The organism is Bradyrhizobium sp. IAR9, assembly GCF_013408065.1.
In the GTDB taxonomy this organism is placed as follows: domain Bacteria; phylum Pseudomonadota; class Alphaproteobacteria; order Rhizobiales; family Xanthobacteraceae; genus Bradyrhizobium.
This window is the reverse complement of sequence record NZ_JACBZW010000016.1, coordinates 181,583-200,647: the sequence shown is the minus strand read 5'-3', so window position 1 is coordinate 200,647 and position 19,065 is coordinate 181,583. Positions and strand designations below refer to the sequence as shown.

The 19,065-nt window shown below is 64.4% G+C and carries 18 protein-coding genes and 1 tRNA gene; 5 read left to right on the top strand and 14 right to left on the bottom strand.

The features are described from left to right. The first annotated feature begins 184 nt into the window (after window positions 1-184). The gene (locus GGD67_RS33200; protein ID WP_018320007.1) at window positions 185-829 is read left to right on the top strand and encodes an NYN domain-containing protein; all 645 of its coding nucleotides are present in this window, start codon (window positions 185-187) and stop codon (window positions 827-829) included. Next, window positions 810-1,484, top strand: a complete 675-nt coding sequence (locus GGD67_RS33195; protein ID WP_018320006.1) for a uracil-DNA glycosylase — start codon at window positions 810-812, stop codon at window positions 1,482-1,484. Before GGD67_RS33200 ends, GGD67_RS33195 begins: the two co-directional genes overlap by 20 nt. A 9-nt stretch (window positions 1,485-1,493) precedes the next feature. Here the strand turns inward: GGD67_RS33195 and GGD67_RS33190 are convergent, their stop codons facing one another. Genes GGD67_RS33190 through dapA form a run of 4 tightly spaced genes read right to left on the bottom strand, consistent with a single transcriptional unit; the run spans window position 1,494 to window position 3,971 of the window. Further along, window positions 1,494-2,075 carry a peroxiredoxin gene (locus tag GGD67_RS33190; protein WP_179738688.1) on the bottom strand — a complete coding sequence of 194 codons (582 nt, stop codon included), beginning with the start codon at window positions 2,073-2,075 and terminating at the stop codon, window positions 1,494-1,496. 4 nt (window positions 2,076-2,079) lie between these two features. Continuing rightward, window positions 2,080-2,553 (bottom strand): SsrA-binding protein SmpB, encoded by a 474-nt coding sequence (gene smpB, locus GGD67_RS33185; protein WP_018320004.1) that lies wholly within the window; start codon window positions 2,551-2,553, stop codon window positions 2,080-2,082. Window positions 2,554-2,612: 59 nt separating this feature from the next. Beyond that, window positions 2,613-3,026 (bottom strand): large conductance mechanosensitive channel protein MscL, encoded by a 414-nt coding sequence (mscL, locus tag GGD67_RS33180; protein WP_026202292.1) that lies wholly within the window; start codon window positions 3,024-3,026, stop codon window positions 2,613-2,615. Window positions 3,027-3,080: 54 nt separating this feature from the next. Further along, window positions 3,081-3,971, bottom strand: coding sequence for a 4-hydroxy-tetrahydrodipicolinate synthase (dapA, locus tag GGD67_RS33175; protein ID WP_018320002.1), 891 nt, complete (start codon window positions 3,969-3,971; stop codon window positions 3,081-3,083). A 279-nt stretch (window positions 3,972-4,250) separates the two neighbouring features. On the opposite strand from dapA, the gene GGD67_RS33170 reads away from it, so the two are divergent. Continuing rightward, a complete protein-coding gene (locus GGD67_RS33170) occupies window positions 4,251-6,671 on the top strand; it encodes a lytic transglycosylase domain-containing protein (protein WP_179738708.1) in 2,421 nt (806 codons plus the stop codon). Between the two features lie 542 nt (window positions 6,672-7,213). On the opposite strand, the gene GGD67_RS33165 is transcribed toward GGD67_RS33170, so the two are convergent. Then, window positions 7,214-8,785, bottom strand: a complete 1,572-nt coding sequence (locus GGD67_RS33165; protein ID WP_092257571.1) for a porin — start codon at window positions 8,783-8,785, stop codon at window positions 7,214-7,216. Between the two features lie 814 nt (window positions 8,786-9,599). Between GGD67_RS33165 and GGD67_RS33160 the strand changes: the two genes are divergently transcribed. Further along, window positions 9,600-9,692: transfer RNA gene (locus GGD67_RS33160), tRNA-Ser, on the top strand. Between the two features lie 147 nt (window positions 9,693-9,839). Here the strand turns inward: GGD67_RS33160 and GGD67_RS33155 are convergent. From GGD67_RS33155 to GGD67_RS33110, 9 genes are all read right to left on the bottom strand, one after another. After that, entirely contained in the window at window positions 9,840-10,049 is a 210-nt protein-coding gene (locus tag GGD67_RS33155; protein ID WP_179738686.1) for a hypothetical protein, read from the bottom strand. Window positions 10,050-10,144: 95 nt separating this feature from the next. Continuing rightward, window positions 10,145-10,411, bottom strand: coding sequence for a hypothetical protein (locus tag GGD67_RS33150; RefSeq protein WP_018321086.1), 267 nt, complete (start codon window positions 10,409-10,411; stop codon window positions 10,145-10,147). A 1,574-nt stretch (window positions 10,412-11,985) separates the two neighbouring features. Then, a complete protein-coding gene (gene gatB / locus GGD67_RS33140; protein WP_179738684.1) occupies window positions 11,986-13,464 on the bottom strand; it encodes an Asp-tRNA(Asn)/Glu-tRNA(Gln) amidotransferase subunit GatB in 1,479 nt (492 codons plus the stop codon). Beyond that, window positions 13,461-13,763 carry a hypothetical protein gene (locus GGD67_RS33135; protein WP_179738682.1) on the bottom strand — a complete coding sequence of 101 codons (303 nt, stop codon included), beginning with the start codon at window positions 13,761-13,763 and terminating at the stop codon, window positions 13,461-13,463. Before GGD67_RS33135 ends, gatB begins: the two co-directional genes overlap by 4 nt. Beyond that, a complete protein-coding gene (gene gatA / locus GGD67_RS33130; protein WP_018321090.1) occupies window positions 13,754-15,229 on the bottom strand; it encodes an Asp-tRNA(Asn)/Glu-tRNA(Gln) amidotransferase subunit GatA in 1,476 nt (491 codons plus the stop codon). Before gatA ends, GGD67_RS33135 begins: the two co-directional genes overlap by 10 nt. Then, a complete protein-coding gene (locus tag GGD67_RS33125) occupies window positions 15,226-15,438 on the bottom strand; it encodes a hypothetical protein (RefSeq protein WP_018321091.1) in 213 nt (70 codons plus the stop codon). Before GGD67_RS33125 ends, gatA begins: the two co-directional genes overlap by 4 nt. Before the next feature lie 14 nt (window positions 15,439-15,452). Further along, window positions 15,453-15,740, bottom strand: coding sequence for an Asp-tRNA(Asn)/Glu-tRNA(Gln) amidotransferase subunit GatC (gene gatC, locus GGD67_RS33120; protein WP_179738680.1), 288 nt, complete (start codon window positions 15,738-15,740; stop codon window positions 15,453-15,455). A 140-nt stretch (window positions 15,741-15,880) separates the two neighbouring features. After that, window positions 15,881-16,957 carry an NAD(P)H-dependent flavin oxidoreductase gene (locus tag GGD67_RS33115; RefSeq protein WP_018321093.1) on the bottom strand — a complete coding sequence of 359 codons (1,077 nt, stop codon included), beginning with the start codon at window positions 16,955-16,957 and terminating at the stop codon, window positions 15,881-15,883. 54 nt (window positions 16,958-17,011) lie between these two features. Continuing rightward, a complete protein-coding gene (locus tag GGD67_RS33110) occupies window positions 17,012-17,986 on the bottom strand; it encodes a nitronate monooxygenase family protein (protein WP_179738678.1) in 975 nt (324 codons plus the stop codon). A 97-nt stretch (window positions 17,987-18,083) separates the two neighbouring features. On the opposite strand from GGD67_RS33110, the gene GGD67_RS33105 reads away from it, so the two are divergent. Next, window positions 18,084-18,974 carry a LysR family transcriptional regulator gene (locus tag GGD67_RS33105; RefSeq protein WP_179738676.1) on the top strand — a complete coding sequence of 297 codons (891 nt, stop codon included), beginning with the start codon at window positions 18,084-18,086 and terminating at the stop codon, window positions 18,972-18,974. Window positions 18,975-19,065: the final 91 nt, after the last annotated feature.

Below are 19,065 nucleotides of genomic sequence, written 5' to 3'. Positions count from 1 at the left end.
TACCCGGGCTGCCATCGAGGGCGGCGCCGGGTCTATGAAAGTCCGCCATAACTATACCTTGTTTGCCCCGACTTCTCCGGATTTGCGGCTTCGACGGATTTCGGCGGCACCCTAGAACTGCGCGGCCTGCTGCCGCCGCGCCAACAATAAACGATCAATCACGAACACTACGCGAGCAAACTGAATGTCACCTTCCTCCACCGACAAGATCGCGCTCTTCATCGACGGAGCCAATCTCTACGCGACGGCGAAAACTCTGGGCTTCGACATCGACTACAAGCGCCTGCTGAAGGAGTTTCAGAGCCGCGGAACGTTGCTTCGGGCGTTCTACTACACCGCCATCATCGAGGATCAGGAATACTCCTCGATCCGCCCGCTGATCGACTGGCTGGATTACAACGGCTACACCGTCGTCACCAAGGCGACCAAGGAGTTCATCGACGCCTCCGGCCGCCGCAAGGTCAAGGGCAACATGGACATCGAGCTCGCCGTGGACGCCATGGAGCTTGCCGAGCACATCGACCAGATGGTGCTGTTCTCCGGTGACGGTGACTTCCGCTCCCTGGTCGAGGCCGTGCAGCGCCGCGGCGTTCGGGTCACGGTGATCTCCACCATCGCCAGCCAGCCGCCGATGATCGCCGACGAGCTGCGCCGCCAGGCCGACGTCTTCACCGACCTCGTCGAGCTGCAATCCAAGCTCGGCCGCGATCCCTCCGAACGCCCCGCCCCGCGCGACCGCGGTGATCGCGAGGCCCGCCACCACGCCCCGCAATTCCTCCAGCGCGCAACCACGATGGCGCCGAGGGGCGATGACGACTTCGAGGAGTGAGGCGGCCCGGTCAAGCCGCCAGCCTCCCACCCTCGTTCCCGACCGCAATTGTCCGCTCTGTCCGCGCTTGGTCGCCTTTCGCGAGGCGAACCGGGCGCGTGAGCCGTTGTGGCACAATGCGCCGGTTGCGCCCTTCGGCGACATCAAGGCCCGCCTGTTGATCGTCGGCCTCGCGCCGGGGATGCAGGGCGCCAACCGCACAGGACGGCCGTTCACCGGCGATTACGCCGGTGACCTGCTCTACGCCACCCTGCTCGAATATGGATTTGCCAAGGGCACCTATCAGGCGCGTCCCGATGACGGCCTGAAGCTGGTCGACTGCCGGATCGCCAATGCCGTGCATTGCGTTCCGCCACAGAACAAGCCGCTGCCCGTCGAGATCAACACCTGCCGCCAGTTCCTCGTGGCGAATCTCGAGACGATGCCGAAGCTGCGCGCGATCATCGCGCTCGGGCGGATTGCGCACGACAGCGTGCTCAAGCCGCTGAACCTGAAGGCCTCGCAGGCCCCCTTCGGCCACGGCGCCGTGCATCAGGCCGGCGCGTTCAGGCTCTACGACAGCTATCATTGCTCGCGCTACAACACGAACACCGGCGTGCTGACGCCGGACATGTTCCGGTCGGTGTTCGCGAAGGTGAAGGCGGATCTCGATTAGCGCCCTGGTTCAGGCCTTGGCCGGATTGGCCTTCAGCCAGTCCAGGACGTCGCCGGCGTTCCGGTCGGGCGGAAACACCGGGTAGAACACATGCGTGATCCTGGCGTCGTCGATGATCAGCGCAAGACGCTTGATCAGCGTCAGGCCCGCGACCTCCATCGTCGGCAGATTGAGCGCGCGCGTCAGCGCCAGCTTCTCGTCCGACAGCACGGGGAACGGCAGATGCAGCCGTGACGCCATCTCGGTCTGGTACTCGTTGCTCTGGGTCGAGAGGCCGAACACGTGGGAGGCGCCGGCGCCCTTCAGCTCGGCGAACAGATCGCGAAACGCGCAAGTCTGCGGCGTGCACCCGCGTGCACCCGGGATCATGTCCCAATCGTCGACCAAGGAAATCTTGCCGGGTTCGCCGGTGCGGGGATAAGCGAACACCACGGTCCGGCCGCGCAGCGCCGACAGCGTCACCGAGGTGTCGTTGGTCGCGAGCAGGCCGATTGGCGGCAGCGTCATGCCGGTCAGATGCGCGGCGGCGCCGTCGTCTTCAGGTGCGGGAATCTGGCTCCAATCGACCTCGAGCAGGTTCCGTTGATTCATCTCGCTATCCCCTCGCCCGCATCAGGCGGCCCTTCTCCCGGCTCCAGTCGCGCTTCTTCTCGGTCTCGCGCTTGTCGTGCAGCTTCTTGCCTTTTGCAACCGCCAGCTGCAACTTGGCGCGCCCACGCTCATTGAAATAGAGCTTGAGCGGGATCAGCGTCATGCCCTCGCGGTCGACGGCGCCCATCAGCTTGTTGATCTGCCGGCGATGCAGCAGCAGCTTTCGCGGCCGCTTCGGCTCGTGATTGAAGCGGTTTCCTTGCAGATATTCGGGAATGGTGGCGTTGATCAGCCAGATCTCGCCATCCTTGGAATCGGCATAGGACTCCGCGATCGTGCTCTTGCCGTTGCGGATCGACTTGACCTCGGTGCCGGTCAGCGCAATCCCCGCCTCGATCGTATCCTCGATCGCATAGTTGAAGCGGGCCTTGCGATTTTCCGCCATGACCTTGATCGGACGTTCGTTCTTTTCAGCCATGGCGACGAAACCTGAGCGCGATGCGCAGCGATGCTAACAGTTTGGATGAAGCGCGCGCGTCACTTCTTGAGGAGATCGCGGATCTCGGTCAGCAGCACGACCTCCTCCGACGGCTTCGACGGCTCCGCGGGCTTGGTCTCTTCCTTCCGCTTCAGCGTGTTCATGGCGCGGATCACCAGGAACAGCACGAAGGCGACGATGATGAAGTTGATCGTCAGCGTCAGGAAGCTACCGTAAGCAAGTACGGCGCCTTGCTTTTTCGCATCCGCTAAGTTGGTGGCGGTCACCGACTTCGACAAGGGGGCGAAGTAGTTCGAGAAGTCGAGGCCGCCGGTCGCAGCGCCGATGATCGGCATGATGATGTCACCGACAAGCGAGGTGACGATGGCGCCGAAGGCCGCGCCGATGATGACGCCGACCGCGAGATCGACGACGTTGCCCTTCATGGCGAACTCACGGAACTCCGTGAGCATCCGCCTGCCCTTTTCGTCGACGCTCATGAACGGCCTCCCCGATAGGTCAACCCATCAGTTGATCAGGCCAGCGTGCACCATGGCGCTGCGCACGGCAACGCGGGTCGGCTCGGAGACCGGCACCATCGGCAGCCGCAGCGTCTCGTCGAGCTTGCCGAGCAGCGACATCGCGTACTTGATCGGCGCCGGGTTGCTCTCGATGAAGAGGTTGTTGTGCAGCGGCATCAGCTTGTCGTGGATCTTCAGCGCGGTGGCATGGTCGCCCTTGGCCCAGGCGGCCTGGAACTCCGAGCACAGGCGCGGCGCGACGTTCGAGGTCACCGAGATGCAGCCGTGGCCGCCATGCGCCATGTAGCCGATGATGGTCGCGTCCTCGCCCGAGAGCTGGTTGAAATCCTCGCCCATCGCCGCACGCTGCTGCGACACGCGCACCATGCTGGCGGTGGCGTCCTTCACGCCGGCGATGTTCTTCAGCTCCCACAGCCGCTTCATGGTGTCGACCGACATGTCGATTACCGAGCGCGGCGGGATGTTGTAGATGATGATCGGAATGCCGATTGCATCGTTGATCGCCTTGAAGTGCTGGTACATGCCTTCCTGGGTCGGCTTGTTGTAGTACGGCGTCACCACCAGCACGGCGTCCGCGCCGGCCTTCTCGGCGTGCTGGGCGAGCTCGATCGCCTCCTTGGTCGAGTTGGAGCCTGCGCCCGCGATCACAGGCACGCGGCCCTTGGCTTCAGCGATGCACCATTCGACTACCTTCTTGTGCTCGTCATGGCTGAGCGTCGGGCTCTCGCCGGTGGTGCCGACCGGCACCAGGCCGTTGGTGCCCTCCGAAATCTGCCAGTTGACCAGGGATCGGAATGCCGCCTCGTCCAGCGAGCCGTTCTTGAACGGCGTGACCAAGGCGGTGAACGACCCCCGGAATTTCGTCTTGGCTGCCATGGACTTCCTCCGTACGCGGCTATCTCTTGAGCAAGCTCCTTTCATATCGGGTCTATCCCGCCGGTAAAAGGGCTGCAGCCCGGTGACGCACCGTTTAGGCCGCGATTTTGCCGCGGTAGTGGTGCAAATCGGCCCGCGGTAAGCGGCTGTTGGTATTTTGTCCGCATATTCAATCAAATACAGCTAGATCTTGAGCCACTTGACTGATTCGGGGCGACCAAACCCGTGACCTCATTCCCTCGTGCCGCCTGGCGATCCACCGGTCTCATCGTGTGCCTGATGGCAGGGCTATCGGTCGGCTGCGCCGCCCTGGCCAAGTCCAATGAGACGACGGCGGAAGCTGGCAAGGACACCGCGAAGCCAGCCGCCAAGGACACTGCCAAGGACAGCGCGAAGGGCTCGTCCAAGGGAACCGGCAAGGAAACTTCGAAGGACGCGGCCAAAGGAGCAAGCCAGGGAGCAAACAAAGGCGCAAGCAAGGGTGCAGCTCCTGCCCCGGCCAAGGACGCTGCGAAGAAACCGGCCAAGGAGGCAGGCAAGGACACCGGCAAGAGCGCCGGAAAAGAGCCCGCCAAGGACAAGCCCAAGCCCGCCGCAGCGGCACCTGCGCCGAAATCTCATCCGGCCGCCAGCGGTTCGCCGCCGAAAACGGCTCCCGCGCCGGCCGCGACGGCTACCGTCAGGCCTTCCGCCCCCGTCGCCAGACCGGCCGCAGCGCCGGTGCTGGCCCCGGCGACGCGCCAGCATGCCGCGCCGCGCAAGCCGGTCATACCCGCCGCGGTCGCTGCGACGTCGTCGACGCCCCAGGGCGACAAGGACGCCCTCGAGAGCGTCATCGAGCTCGTGCGCAAGCGCAAGGCGGGTGAGGCCAGCAACGTCGCAGCGGGCATCTCGGATCCGGTCGCGCGAAAACTCGCGGAATGGATCATCCTGCGCAGCGAGGACAATGGCGCGACCGTGGAGCGCTACCGCGCCTTCCTCTCCGCCAATCCGAGCTGGCCGTCGCAGACCTTCCTGCGCCGACGCCTCGAGGCCGCGATGTGGGACGACAGGCGCGACGATTCCGTGGCGTGGTCGTGGTTCGAGAACGAATCTCCGATCTCCGCCAAGGGCCGCTTCACGCTCGCCAAGGCGATGCTGGCGCGCGGCGACCGCGCCAATGCCGAGCGGCTGGTGCGCGAGGCCTGGCGCAGCGATCCGATGTCCGAGGATACCGAGAACAACGCGCTCGACCAGTTCGGCGCCCTGCTGACGCCGGGCGACCAGAAGGCGCGGATGGACACCCTGCTCTATGGCAGCGAGAACGAGGCGGCGCTGCGCGCCGCAAAGCGCCTGGGCGCCGGCTATGTCGCACTCGCCAAGGCCCGCATCGCCGCCGTCAAGAAGGCGCCGAACGCGCGCGCGCTGCTCGACGCCGTGCCGCGCGAGCTGCACAACGACCCCGGCTTCACCTTCAGCAAGATCCAGCTGCTGCGCCGCGAGGAGAAATTCGCCGAAGCAGCCCAGCTCATGCTGTCGGCGCCGAAGGATCCGAACCGGCTCCACAATCTCGACGAATGGTGGATCGAGCGGCGTCTTTTGGCGCGCAAGATGATCGACACCGAGGAATTCCGCAGCGCCTATCTGATCGCGCGCGACGCCGCACTGCCCTCGCGCGACATCTACAAGACCGAGCAGGAATTCACGGCCGGGTGGATCGCGCTGCGCTTCCTCAACGACCCCGCGGCCGCCACCCAGCATTTCGCCCGCATCGGCGTCGGCAGCGTCAATCCGACCGCGCTGGCGCGTGCCGGCTATTGGCAGGGCCGCGCCGCGGAAGCGGCGGGGCGCCAGCAGGAGGCGCGCAACGCCTATGCCCGCGCCGCCGAACAGTCGACCAGCTATTACGGCCAGCTCGCCCGGGCCAAGCTCAGCCTGCCGCAGATCGAGCTCAACAGCCAGCCGCGCGGCCGCGGCGCCGAACGGCTGGAGATCGTGCGCGCAGCGCACCTGCTCTACGAGCTCGACGAGCGCGAGATGGCGATACCGCTGCTGGCCGACATGGGCGAGAACGGCGATCCCGAAGCGCTCGCCGGCCTCGGCGAGCTGACCCAGCGCTACAACGATGCGCGCGGCATGCTGCTGCTCGGCAAGGCCGCGCTCAATCGCGGCCTGCCGTTCGACTTCTATGCCTATCCCGTCAACGGCATTCCGCAGTTCACGCCGATCGGTCCCGAAGTCGAGCGCAGCATCGTCTATGCGATCGCGCGGCAGGAGAGCGCATTCAATCCGTCAGTGGTCTCGCCGGCCCAGGCCTACGGCCTGATGCAGGTGACGCCCGACGCCGCGCGCTATGTCTGCAAGCGCCACGGCGCGACCTACGATCTGGGACGGCTGAAGAACGATTCGGTCTACAACGCCACGCTCGGCTCGGCCGAGCTCGGCGGACTGCTCGAGGATTATCGCGGCTCCTACATCATGACCTTCGCCGCCTACAATGCCGGCCGCGGCAGCGTGAAGAAGTGGGTCGAGCGCTACGGCGATCCGCGCGATCCCAAGGTCGATGCGGTCGACTGGGTCGAGCTGATTCCGTTCTCCGAGACGCGCAACTACGTGCAGCGGATCATGGAGAACCTGCAAGTCTACCGTGCCCGCTTCGGCGGCGGCACGCGGCTGCAGATCGAGGCCGATCTGCGCCGCGGCGCCGGCAGCGTGGAATAGCGATCCGCTCTTTCGATTCAGCCGCGAGCATGGGTGGCAAGCGCCGCCGTTGCCTCGCGTGCAGATGAAGGCGCCTGTCGCCACCGCTGCAAAGGCAGATCAGCGAGGCGTCGCACGGCCCCACGCCGGCCAACGACAATCCTCCCCCAGCGCGCCACTGTCAGAGATGGGAAGCGCGGAGCTCCCCTCTCCCAACCAGAGCAATCGCAATTGGGAGCGACTTCTGTGTGGCCATCCTTCGAGACGCCCGCCATTGGCCGGCTCTCAGGATGACGGAGTGTGCGGCGGCAGACTTGACGGGCATCGACACTGCTTGGCTGCTAGGAGATCGCCACCGGGTCCGCGCAAAGCGCGGCCCGATGACAGGCTTCTCGAATGACACGGCGCGCGCTCAGCTTGCGGAAAATGCCCTGTGCGATCGCCCTGTTCTGGCGATGCGCCAAACTTGGCCCATTGCGCCAAGCGAGAAGGCAAGCTTCGTGGCAAAAGAAAAGCCCCGGCGGTTTCCCGCCGGGGCTCTCTGTCAGGTCGTTAGACCGAACTTACCAGTTGCGCTGAGCGCGGAGGAGCAGGGTGATGGTGTCCTGATCCTTGAGCTCGTACACGGCAGCCGGCTTGGCCGTCGTGCCGGCACCAGCGTAACCAACCGTACCGGAGTACTTCTGGTCGAGATGGGTCCAGTTCAGGTCAGCCGAGAACGTGAGGTTCTTGACGGGGGTCCAGCGGGTGATGACACCGACCTGCGCAACGGCGAAGTCAGGATTACAACCCGTCACACCGACCAGGCCACCGAACACGCCGCCTGCACCGCCAGCGCCGCAAAGCGTGGTCTTGGCGAGCGAGCCGAACTGCGCCTGAGCGTAGGCACCGTACAGCGCGGTGTTCCAGTAGGGATCCCAGTTATGGGTGTAAGCGCCGCGGAAGCCCCAGGTCTTGACGGTTTCCTGCGAGCTGCCGGTCACGAACACGGTGTCCGGAGCGATGGCGAAGCCGACGCTCTGGTAAGCAACACCCGAGCTGCCGAACATCGAGTAGCTGCCGCCCGCGAGGTTCTGGAAGTTGTAGCGGGACGCGCCGTCGGTGTAGACGCCCGAAATGTTGATCACGTCACCCGCACCAGTCGGGATGTTCTTGATCGACAGAGCGAGCTGAACAGCCCAACCCCACTTGTCGTCGGGGTGGCCAGTCGGCTCGGTGGCGCCGTAGTAGGCAACGTGATTGTCGTGAGCGGCGACCGACGCCTGGAACAGACCCCAAGCCTGGTCGACACGAACCATACCGACGAGGTTCGGCGAGCGCGAACCGCCGATGGCGTTCGAGCCATACGAACCGCCGATCATGCCAGCCGCCGAAGCGCCGGTCATGTTGAGGTTGCCGGCCTGGTAGTAAGCCGTCGCGTCTTCCGCCGAGAACGACGCCGTCACGCCCTGGCCGAAGTCAGCGGTGTAGGTGAACTGGTTGACACCAGTGACCGTGCCGGAACCGCCGACGAGGCTGTCGAAGTTGTTGCCGGGATAGTTGGTCCAGGGCGCGTCGAACTGCGACACGGCCTTACCCATGGTGAAGCCAGCGAACTGGATGAAGGCGTAGTACACGCCGAGCGAACCGCCCGAGGTGTTGCCGTCGGTGCCGTTGATCGACGAACCAACGAGCGCCGGGGTGGCGCCGGAGGTGTTGAGCGCCAGCGTGCCGCTGTAGGCGGTCGTGCCGGTCGCGCTGCCGGTGCCGGCGTAGTTGCCGGTGGTCCAGGAGAACACGCCGTCGAAGAAGGTACGGACGACGCCGTACTCGGTCGCGGTGCGCGTGTCGATGTTGAGATCTTCACGAGCGCGCATGGTGTAGTAGTTCGTCAGACGGTTACGCGCGCCGTTGTTCGACGTGAGCTGACCGCTGAAGCTCGAGTTGGTGTTCAGCGCGACTTCAGCGCGCAGATAACCACCCAGCTTGATGCAGGTGTCGGTGCCCGGGATGTAGTAGAAGCCCGCGCCGTACAGCGAGCAGATCTTCACGTATTCGACCGCCTTGGCCTTCACGGGCAGATCGGCTGCTTGAGCTCCGCCCACGGCGATCAGACCCGCCGCTGAGCCGAGCAAAAGGCTCTTAACCAACTTCATGTTAAACCTCCAAGTTGCTCTTCAGGGAAGGTCACTGACCGGACGGCCAATTCCCCAACCCCCTCTAAATCACCGCTCCGGGCTCCTTCGCGTCTTCGGACACACCCGCATGAACGCGAGGGACTTAAGCGAAATGACCTAAACGGGACGACCTCGGGATGCCCCCCTCCGTCGCTCAGTCACAATTACCGAACGTCCTTGCACACACAACAAGAGAACGCTTGGAAACGGGCCTATGAAGCTTGTTTTCCGACGGGTGTTGCACAAATAACACGCAGATGTGATCGAAGCGCCCTCGCAACCAATTGTTTTCATTGACGTTTTAGAGACGGCTCCTCCTGCCATCAAAGTTCCCCACTTAAGGCACGGCAAGCGAGATCTCGGCCTGGAGGGGCTTTGACGCACTCGAATCGTGGAATCGCAGGGAGACTCAAGGAGAACGCATCGCCCTGCTCCGCACCTCCCAACCTGATGCAGGCACGGCTTTAAGGGGTGGACGAGCACCCTTTGTGGATAGCGACCGTTATTGGGCCGGTTGGCGGATGACACGAATCGAACCTTCAGCCGCCCGCTCCCCGCGCCGCATTAATTTTTCCAGTAAATTCAGCCTCTTACGCGAGCAAAGACGTTCTCATAGGCAAAAACCATCTTCGAGATGCGCCGGACGCTCCAACTCTGTGCCCCATTCTCGCAACGTTATGGTCACGCCCCGGGAGCAAAGTGCTTTGTCGCGAAAATCGCTGGGAATATTCGAGCGAAAACACACGCTTCCAAATTGACCCGCCCAAGCAATTAGATGCATAAGGCTCGCACCGGAGAGGTGGCCGAGTGGCTGAAGGCAACGCTTTGCTAAAGCGTCATACGGTCTCAAGCTGTATCGAGGGTTCGAATCCCTCCCTCTCCGCCACCCAGCGGCAGAATCAATCCAGGTCTGGGCGTTCTTTCAGCCGAAAGCGCTCGTGTGACCGGCGCGAAAGCCCGGCGCAAGGATCGGCGCGGCCGTTCAGCTCGATTCGCACCATCTTATATGTGTGGCTATGTGTGTGGTCCGTGCCTAGCGCTGGAACCGCCAGATCCGCCAATGCGAGGGCGAAATCAGCACCGCCTCGCCGGCCCAGACGTTGTACCAGACGCCGGACCTGCGCCGGCACGGAAACGACCAGGGCAGAATCCCAGTCTTGTGCGGACGTCCGAGTTCCAGATCGAACTCATCGGGAGCGATCTGAATCGGCAGCCATCGTCCATTGGTATCGGGCTCGCTCATGCCGCACGGGTCTTATGTGGCGGCACGACGAAGAAACTTGATTCAGCGCAACCAGGCCCACCCGTGCGAACACGGGTGCGGATGCGATTCTCGGTTCAGTGCGTGGAGACCCACGCCCTCGCCTCGCGCTGTGCGGCCGAGATCTCGGCATCCGACATCTGCCCGGCGACTTCCTGGCGCAGCGTCACGGCGTCCTTGCGGCCCTTCAGGGCGGCGAGGTTGAACCATTTGTGCGCGGCGACGAGATCGACGAGCCCGGAACGGCCGCTCGCCCAATAGATCCCGCGCTCGAACAGCACGTCCGACAGCGCGGTCGCGTCGATCGGCGTTGCCGTCTCCAGATCGAAAGTACCCTGAAACATAACGCATCCCCTTTTTTTCTTGTGCCTTGCTCCCCCGAGCGCGGCTCCCGTCCAACTCTGATGTGCATGACCCTTGCTGGGACCGCGCACTGTTCAACTCATCCCTTGGGCTTCTTGCCCAACGCCGTTTGCCGGCTTGTTGGAGGCGATGATGGCGGGCAAATTTGAATGGCAGTTTAAGTATCGCGATGAAGCAGACGTAAACGCGAGCGCGCGGCGCCGGCGCGCAGAATTCAAGAAATCGCTGATTTGCAGGCACTTCTGCGTTTCGTCAGATTTGGTTTACCCTGGGATTTTGGGACATCGATAACCATCGCGCGCGGTGGACGCATCCTGCGGCGTCCCCACTCGCGATCGTCGCCCGCGCCCCGGCTATCGCCAAGGCTTCGCCTGGCCCCGTCGTCCTTGAGCGCCGAAGCTTCGGCGAAGGCGGCAGAAGGGTGACCGGCACTCCAGAGATGGCAATGTCGCACGAGAAGCCCGGCGTACTGGATCGCCCGGCCGGAGCGCGGCGATGACACCGCGAATGGCGAAAGCGGCGTGCGAGCGCGCAATCAGGCTGCAGCCCTCGCCTGCCCAAGGTGGAGCGGCCAGCGCAACGATGACGCCGTGGTCAGATCAGCAATGTGGGGAAAAGGAAATGCCGGCAATACCCCGGCCTCAGGAGAACGAGGGCGTCGGCGAACACGTCAGGACCAGATTCCACTTTGACCGCGAGGCCACTCGTGAAATTGCAGAACCGGAGAACCGGCCCCGCACCGAACGAAGAAAACTAGTTTCTTCTGCCGGACCGCAAAGAGAACGGTCCGACCGTTGACCTGATGTCTCGCCGACACCCTCTATCGTCGACCAGAACCTCTAGGAGGCGCTGATGACGTGCCGGCTGCTGGAGCCGGCAACTTCAGAAGCGAAGTTACTTCTTCTTCTTCGCGACCTTGCGGGTCTTCTTCGCAGTCTTCTTCACTGCGCTCTTCGCCTTCTTCGCCTTCTTCGCTTTCTTGGCCATGTTGCCCTCCGATGTGTGAGATGGCTTTAATCGCTGCGTGCAGTCGGGGATCGAATGCACACTCATCCCGAATACACCAACACAACGAAAAAAACAGCGTCTCGCTTAAAGAAGTGTTGACGACGCAACGCGCGTGCGCTTGGCGAACGCGATGCAAGCGCACCGAACGACACGTGCGAGCGACCGCACAGCGTGCGCGCAGCATCGACGTTCGCGGCGGATGCGATTGCAGAAAAACACTATGCAGCAAGTATTTTTCTTTGCGTGCGCATCGCGCGCGATCAACGCGATGATGCGCATCGCCGATCCCGCGATCACCTCGCAAGGGCGCTTCGCGGACTCTGAGTCGCGATTTTTGGCAACGAAAATATTTTCATGCTTAACGGCGCGAACGCTCGCCGGAGCGTGTGCGAGCCGCCGTTTTGCGCGAATCGCGTGACGGCGATTCGGCCGTTGCATCGCGTCTGGTCGGGATGAAGTTTACCGCCGAGGGTGCGCGCGAGCGTCGCATCGAGAACCGACAGCGAGGTGACGGAGCGTGTCCGTCACCTCGTTCGAACGCGCGAGGTTAGAGGCCGAGCTTCGACTTGAGCACGTCGTTGACGCTCTGCGGGTTGGCCTTGCCGCCGGACGCCTTCATCACCTGACCGACGAACCAGCCGAGCGACTGCGGCTTGTCCTTGACCTGCGCGGCCTTGTCGGGATTGGCCGCGATGATGTCGTCGACAACCTTTTCGATCGCCGAAAGATCCGTGACCTGCTTCATGCCGCGGCTTTCCACCAGCGCGCGGGGATCGCCGCCCTCCTGCCAGACGATCTCGAACAGATCCTTGGCGATCTTGCCCGAGATCGTGCCCTCTCCGATCAGGTCGATGATGCCCGAGAGCTGCTCGGCGCTGACCGGAGAGCCCGTAATATCCCGGCCTTCCTTGTTGAGACGGCCGAACAGTTCGTTGATCACCCAGTTCGCCGCCATCTTGCCGTCGCGCGCGCGGTTGCCGAGCTTGTCGAGCACGGTCTCGTAGAACACCGCGCTCTCGCGCTCGGCGACCAGCACGCTCGCGTCATAGGGCGACAGGCCGAGATCGGCGACGAAGCGCGTCTTCTTCTGGTCCGGCAGCTCCGGCAGCTTCGCCTTCAGCTCGTCGACGAATTCCTGGCTGAACTCCAGCGGCAGCAGGTCGGGATCGGGGAAGTAGCGATAGTCATGCGCCTCTTCCTTGGACCGCATCGAGCGGGTCTCGCCCTTGTTGGGATCGAACCGACGCGTCTCCTGCTCGATCTGACCGCCGTCCTCCAGGATCTCGATCTGGCGCCGCGCTTCATACTCGATCGCCTGGCCGATGAAGGTGATCGAGTTCATGTTCTTGATTTCGCAGCGGGTGCCGAGCGGCCCACCGGGCTTGCGCACGGAGACGTTGACGTCGGCGCGCAGGCTTCCCTTCTCCATGTCACCGTCACAGGTGCCGAGGTAGCGCATGATCGAGCGTAGCTTGGTCACATAGGCCTTGGCCTGCTCGGCGTCGCGGATGTCCGGTTTCGAGACAATCTCCATCAGCGCCACGCCACAGCGGTTGAAATCGATGTAGGACAGCGACGGAGACCGGTCGTGCAGCATTTTGCCGGGATCCTGCTCCAGATGCAGCCGCTCGATGCCGATGGAGACACTGCGGCCGCCGTCGAGATCGACAATCACCTCGCCCTCGCCCACGACAGGCGACTTGTACTGGCTGATCTGGTAGCCCTGCGGCAGGTCGGGATAGAAGTAGTTCTTCCGGTCGAACACCGAACGCAGATTGATCTGCGCGTTGAGACCGAGCCCGGTCCGGACAGCCTGCCTGACGCATTCCTCGTTGATGACGGGCAGCATGCCCGGCATCGCGGCATCGACCAGCGACACCTGCGTGTTCGGCTCGCCGCCGAACGCGGTCGAGGCGCCCGAGAACAGCTTTGAGTTCGACGTCACCTGGGCGTGAATCTCCATGCCGATGACCACCTCCCAATCACCGGTGGCGCCCTTGAGAAGCTTGTGCGTGGCCGTGCTCATGTCGTGCTCCCGAGCAGCGTGACAGCGATCCGCTCCCACTCCGCTTCCAATGAATCCTTTGCCGCGGGCTGGCCGGCCTGGCGGTACCAGTAGCCGGCATTGCCGAGATCGCCCTCGACGCGGTGCAGATAGGCGTGCACCCAGGCCGCGTCACGGCCGTTGTCGTCCTGGACGATCCTGTGCGCCTGATCCCAATCGCCCTTCGCGGCCCACCACAGGCCGGCGAGCGGCGCGCTCAGGTGTGGCGCGGGCGCCGCGCCGTCGAGGCTCGCGATGAACGCCGCGGCATTCACCACCACCTCGCGGGCGTGAAGCGGCCGGCCGCCTGCTCAATCACCTCGCCGAGCGAGAACAGCGTCTCCTCCTCGAACGGACGGCCGATCAGCTGCAGGCCGAGCGGCAGGCCTTGCGCGTCCTTGCCGGCGGGCACCGCGATGCCGGGCAGGCCCGCCATGTTCACGGTCACCGTGAAGATGTCGTTGAGATACATCTCGACCGGATCCGCGCCGCCCTTCTCGCCGATGCCGAAGGCCGCCGACGGCGTCGCCGGCGTCAGGATCGCGTCGACGCCCCGCGCGAAGCAATCCTCGAAATCCTTCTTGATCAGCGTGCGCACCTTTTGCGCGCGCAGATAATAGGCGTCGTAGTAGCCGGCCGAGAGCACATAGGTGCCGATCATGACGCGGCGGCGAACCTCTGCGCCGAAACCTTCGGCGCGGGTGTTCTCGTAGAGCTCGACGATGTTCTTGGCCTGCTCGCGCAGGCCATAGCGGACCCCGTCATAGCGCGCGAGGTTGGAGGATGCCTCCGCCGGCGCCACGATGTAATAGGCCGGCAGCGCGTATTTGGTGTGCGGCAGCGACACCTCGACCAGTTCGGCGCCGGCCGCCTTCAGCCAGGCCGCGCCTTCGCTCCAGAGTTTCTCGATCTCGGCCGGCATGCCGTCGAGACGATACTCCTTGGGGATGCCGATCTTCATGCCCTTCACGGACTTGCCGATCGCGGCCTCGTAATCCGGCACGGCGATGTCGACCGAGGTCGTGTCCTTGGGGTCATGGCCGGCCATCGAGCGCAGCAGCATCGCGGCATCGCGCACGCTGCGCGCGATCGGGCCTGCCTGGTCGAGCGAAGAGGCAAAGGCGACAATGCCCCAGCGCGAGCAGCGGCCATAGGTCGGCTTGATGCCGACGGTCGCGGTGAACGCCGCCGGCTGGCGGATCGAGCCGCCGGTGTCGGTCGCGGTGGCGCCCATGCACAGCAGTGCCGCCACGGCCGAGGCCGAGCCGCCGGACGAGCCGCCGGGCACCAGCGTGGTGTTGCTGCCCTCGCGCCGCCAGGGATTGCCGACGGGACCGAAGCACGAGGTCTCGTTCGCCGAGCCCATCGCGAACTCGTCATTGTTGAGCTTGCCGAGCATCACCGCACCGTCGCGCCAGAGCTGCGAGGTGATGGTGGACTCGTAGGTCGGCACGAAATTGCCGAGGATCTTCGAGCATGCCGTGGTGCGCACGCCCTTGGTCGCGAACAAATCCTTGATGCCGAGCGGAATGCCGGCGAGCGGGCCGGCATCGCCCTTGGCGATCTTCTCGTCCACGGCCTTGGCCATGTCGCGGGCCTGCTCCGGCGTCTCCATCACGAAGGCGTTGAGCACGCGCGCGGCCTCGATCGCGCTCAGATGCGCGTCGGTCAGCTCGAGGGACGTGAAAGTCTTGTCGGCGAGACCCTTGCGGGCCTCGGCGAGCGTCAGCGATGTCAAATCGGTCATTTATTGATCGGGCTGCAGAAGAACGGAGACAGGGTCTTGTCGTTGGCCGGGTCGTCTTTCTTGGCGGCCGCATTGGCGGCGGCCTCGATCTCGTCGAGCACGGCATTGACGGCGACGTTGGGATCGGCAGCCTTGCCCTGCCGCTCCATCTTGTCGAGATAGTTCATGTAGGCCTGATAGGCCTTCTCATCGTCGCAAAGCAGGCACATCGGATCTAACCTGTTTATTCAACGACCTTGGGCACCACGAAGAAGTGACCTTCGGTCGCGGGCGCGTTGGCAACGATATCGTCGGCGATCTCGCCGTCATCGACCACGTCCTGCCGCTTCTTCATCTGCATCGGGGTGACCGAGGTCATGGGCTCCACGCCCTCGACATTGACCTCCGAGAGCTGCTCGACAAAGGCGAGCATGGCGTTGAGCTCGCCCTGCAGATGCGGAACCTCGCCCTCGGAAACCGCGATGCGCGCCAGATGCGCGATGCGGCGGACGGTAGCGGCGTCGACGGACATTATATAAGGCCTCTCACGGCAAAACCTATGTGCCGTATAGCAGAGGCCGGTTTTGCGCCGCAACCGGCGCTAGCGCATGATCCGGAAAAGTGTGAAGCGGTTTTCCGAAAAGATCATGCGCAAACAAGAACCTAAAGCGCTTAGCTGGCCAGCGCTTTCATGCGGGCCAGCGCCGATTTGGCAAAATCCCGGGTCAATTCGGCCGCAGGGACCTCGCGGCCCAGTGCCACAGCCTGTCCGGCCCAGAGATTGGTGAAATCCACCCTGCCCTGCTTTTCGGCAGCCGTCTTCAATGGTCCCAGCGCGGTTGCGGCATGGGGAAACGGCGGGGCGTCCGGCGAGATCGGGCCGGCCTCGCGCATCAGGCGGTTCTGGATGCCGCGCGCCGGCCGGCCGGTCATGACATTGGTGATCACGGTGGAATCGTCCCGCGCTTCAGCCAGCGCCTTGCGGCCGCCAGCGCTGACCTTGGACTCCGGACAGCGCAGATAGGCGCTGCCGATCTGCACGCCCGAGGCACCGAGCGCGAAGGCGGCGGCGATGCCGCGCCCGTCCGCGATGCCACCGGCCGCGATCACCGGCACCTTCACGGCATCGGCGACCTGCGGCACCAGCGCGAACGTGCCGGGCTGCTCGGAGATCTTGTCGGTCAGGAACATGCCGCGATGGCCGCCGGCCTCGGCGCCTTGCGCAATGACGGCATCGACGCCGCGCTGTTCGAGCCAGACCGCCTCCTTCACCGTCGTCGCCGACGAGATGACGAGGCAGCCAGCGGCCTTGACGCGCTTGAGCAGCGCCTGCTCCGGGAGACCGAAATGGAAGCTGACGATCTCGGGCTTCAGCTCCTCGACGACCTGGCAGAAGGCGGCATCGAACGGCGCGCGGTTCGCCGCAGCGACCGGCGCCGCGGGATCGAGACCATGCTCGATGTAGTAGCCCGTGAGCCGCTGCTTCCAGCGCGCTTCAGCCTCAGTCGAAAGGTCAACCGGCGTGTGGCAGAAGAAGTTCATGTTGACCGGCGCCTTCACGCGCTGGCGGATGATGTTGACCTGCTCGCGCGCCTTCTCCGGCGACAGCATCGCGCTTGGCAACGAGCCGAGCCCACCGCCCTCTGCCACGGCGATCACCAGCTCCGCATCCATCACACCCGCCATCGGCGCCAGCACGATCGGAAATTCGGTCTTGAAGAGGTCGATCAGTCGACGGTCAGGCCACATCGTTGTTCTCTCTCGTTTCTCTTACCCTCCCCTGGAGGGGGAGGGTGAAGAATCCTACCTCGCGACTACCGAATTCCGCCGCCCGGCAAGAAGCTGCCCGGCCTCAATCGCAATCCGCTCGACGATCTCGGCTGCCGGTGGAATATCATGGATCAGGCCGACCGCCTCGCCTGCGATCACGGCGGCGACGTCGAAATTGCCGGCTGCCTTGGCCGCGGCATAATCCGCCGCGACCCCAGCGACATTCTGCATCAACTCGACTTCGCGACCACTCCAGCGCCGGGCATGATCATTGACCAGACACCGCCCGGTAAACGGCGCCGGCCAGACATTGTTGCGGGAGAGATCGAAGATGATGCCGCGCACAGTCGAGCCGCTGCTTGCCGCGCAGATGCGCCGCTTGGCCTCCTCTGCACCGTCGGCCTCCTCACTCGCATAGAAGCGCGTGCCAAGCAGCACGCCACTCGCGCCCAGCATCATCATCGCAGCAAGCCCACGCCCATCGGCGATGCCGCCGGCCGCAACCACCGGCACGCCCGCGGCAAGATCTACGATTGCGGGCACGAGATCGACCGTGGTGCGGGAGGCGCCGTGCCCGCCCGCCTCCGTCCCCTGCGCGATCAGGATATCGGCGCCGGCTTCGAGCGCCTGCCGCGCCATCGCCTCGTCCTGTACCTGGCAGATCAGACGCGCCCCGGCCGACTTGATCTTGTTCGCGAACGGCGCAGGATCTCCGAACGATAGCATGATCGCGGATGGTCTTGCGCCGAGCGCGATGTCGAGAAGCTCGGGCCGCTTGGCGAGGCTCCATGTAATGAAGCCGATCCCGAACGGCGCGGACAGCGAAGCGAGCTTCGCGGTCTCCCGCTCCAGCCACGTCCTCTCGCCATAGCCGCCGCCCAGAATGCCAAACCCGCCGGCGCCGCTCACGGCCGCGACCAGACGGCTGCCCGCGATGACATCCATCGGTGCCAGCAGGACGGGATGGCTGATCTCAAGCAGCGTGGTCAGCGGTGTCGCAATGGGCATGGTCCTTCCCCGATCTGGACAGCGAGAGTAAGTGCGATTAGCATTCTCGAAAATTGAATTGTTGCGAACGCTACCATCTCAAACGCGAAACGGTACGATGGAACTCAGCGATCTCCAGACCTTTGCGGCCGTCGCCCGCAGCGGCGGCATCACCCGTGCCGCGGAAGAGCTGAACACCGTGCAATCCAACGTCACCCAGCGCGTGAAAGCGCTGGAGGCGGAGATCGGCACGCAGCTGTTCGAACGCCATAGCCGCGGCATGACGCTGACCGGCGCCGGCAAGCGCCTCCTGCCCTATGCTCAGCGGATGGCCGCGCTGTCGCGCGAGGCCGTGCTTGCCGCGCGCGACGATGGCGAGCCGAAGGGACCGCTCGCGATCGGTTCGATGGAGACCACGGCGGCGGTGCGGCTGCCGCCGCTGCTCGCCGACTTTCATCGCCGCTTTCCCGCGGTGCGCCTGTCCTTGCGTACCGCGCCGACCGCCGACCTCGTCGCGAGCGTGCTCGAAGGCGCGCTCGATGGTGCCTTCGTCGCAGGTCCGATCGCGCACGACGACCTCACTGCGACGAGCGCCTTCCGCGAGGAGCTGGTGCTGGTCAGCGCGCGGCGCTGGACCTCCCTCGCCGAGCTGCGCGCCGGCACGCCGGAGTCCGGCCCGACGGCCCTGGTGTTTCGCACCGGCTGCACCTACCGCCAGCGGCTCGAGCAGGTGTTCGTCGAGTTCGGCTGGCCCTCAGCCACGCGCTTCGAGCTCGGCACGCTTGACGGCATGATCGGCTGCGTCGCCGCCGACATGGGCGTGACGTTGCTGCCGCGTGCCGTCGTCGAGCGCAGCGCAATGAACGGCAGCGTCTCGATGCACACGCTGAGCACCTCGCACGCGCGCGTCGAGACACTCTTCATCCAGCGCCGCGCCGGACATCAATCCAGCGCGCTGAGCGGCTTTGCCGCTTGCCTGAAGACCGACCAGGACGTCATCGCAGCCTGACGCGGTGAGACGTTCCATCGCACGAAATTCAACGTCACAAATCTGCCGTACTTGAATCCGTCGACGTCGCGCTGCGTTCGGCGGCCGCAGC

Coding starts and splice junctions, on each gene's coding strand:
- GGD67_RS33125 (WP_018321091.1), bottom strand. CDS start 15,438: ATGTGCCTGCTTTGCGACGATGAGAAGGCCTATCAGGCCTACATGAAC.
- GGD67_RS33200 (WP_018320007.1), top strand. CDS start 185: ATGTCACCTTCCTCCACCGACAAGATCGCGCTCTTCATCGACGGAGCC.
- smpB (WP_018320004.1), bottom strand. CDS start 2,553: ATGGCTGAAAAGAACGAACGTCCGATCAAGGTCATGGCGGAAAATCGC.
- GGD67_RS33155 (WP_179738686.1), bottom strand. CDS start 10,049: ATGAGCGAGCCCGATACCAATGGACGATGGCTGCCGATTCAGATCGCT.
- GGD67_RS33170 (WP_179738708.1), top strand. CDS start 4,251: ATGGCAGGGCTATCGGTCGGCTGCGCCGCCCTGGCCAAGTCCAATGAG.
- GGD67_RS33110 (WP_179738678.1), bottom strand. CDS start 17,986: ATGCCCATTGCGACACCGCTGACCACGCTGCTTGAGATCAGCCATCCC.
- GGD67_RS33190 (WP_179738688.1), bottom strand. CDS start 2,075: ATGAATCAACGGAACCTGCTCGAGGTCGATTGGAGCCAGATTCCCGCA.
- GGD67_RS33105 (WP_179738676.1), top strand. CDS start 18,084: ATGGAACTCAGCGATCTCCAGACCTTTGCGGCCGTCGCCCGCAGCGGC.
- gatB (WP_179738684.1), bottom strand. CDS start 13,464: ATGAGCACGGCCACGCACAAGCTTCTCAAGGGCGCCACCGGTGATTGG.
- mscL (WP_026202292.1), bottom strand. CDS start 3,026: ATGCTCACGGAGTTCCGTGAGTTCGCCATGAAGGGCAACGTCGTCGAT.
- GGD67_RS33165 (WP_092257571.1), bottom strand. CDS start 8,785: ATGAAGTTGGTTAAGAGCCTTTTGCTCGGCTCAGCGGCGGGTCTGATC.
- GGD67_RS33195 (WP_018320006.1), top strand. CDS start 810: ATGACGACTTCGAGGAGTGAGGCGGCCCGGTCAAGCCGCCAGCCTCCC.
- GGD67_RS33115 (WP_018321093.1), bottom strand. CDS start 16,957: ATGTGGCCTGACCGTCGACTGATCGACCTCTTCAAGACCGAATTTCCG.
- gatA (WP_018321090.1), bottom strand. CDS start 15,229: ATGACCGATTTGACATCGCTGACGCTCGCCGAGGCCCGCAAGGGTCTC.
- GGD67_RS33150 (WP_018321086.1), bottom strand. CDS start 10,411: ATGTTTCAGGGTACTTTCGATCTGGAGACGGCAACGCCGATCGACGCG.
- gatC (WP_179738680.1), bottom strand. CDS start 15,740: ATGTCCGTCGACGCCGCTACCGTCCGCCGCATCGCGCATCTGGCGCGC.
- dapA (WP_018320002.1), bottom strand. CDS start 3,971: ATGGCAGCCAAGACGAAATTCCGGGGGTCGTTCACCGCCTTGGTCACG.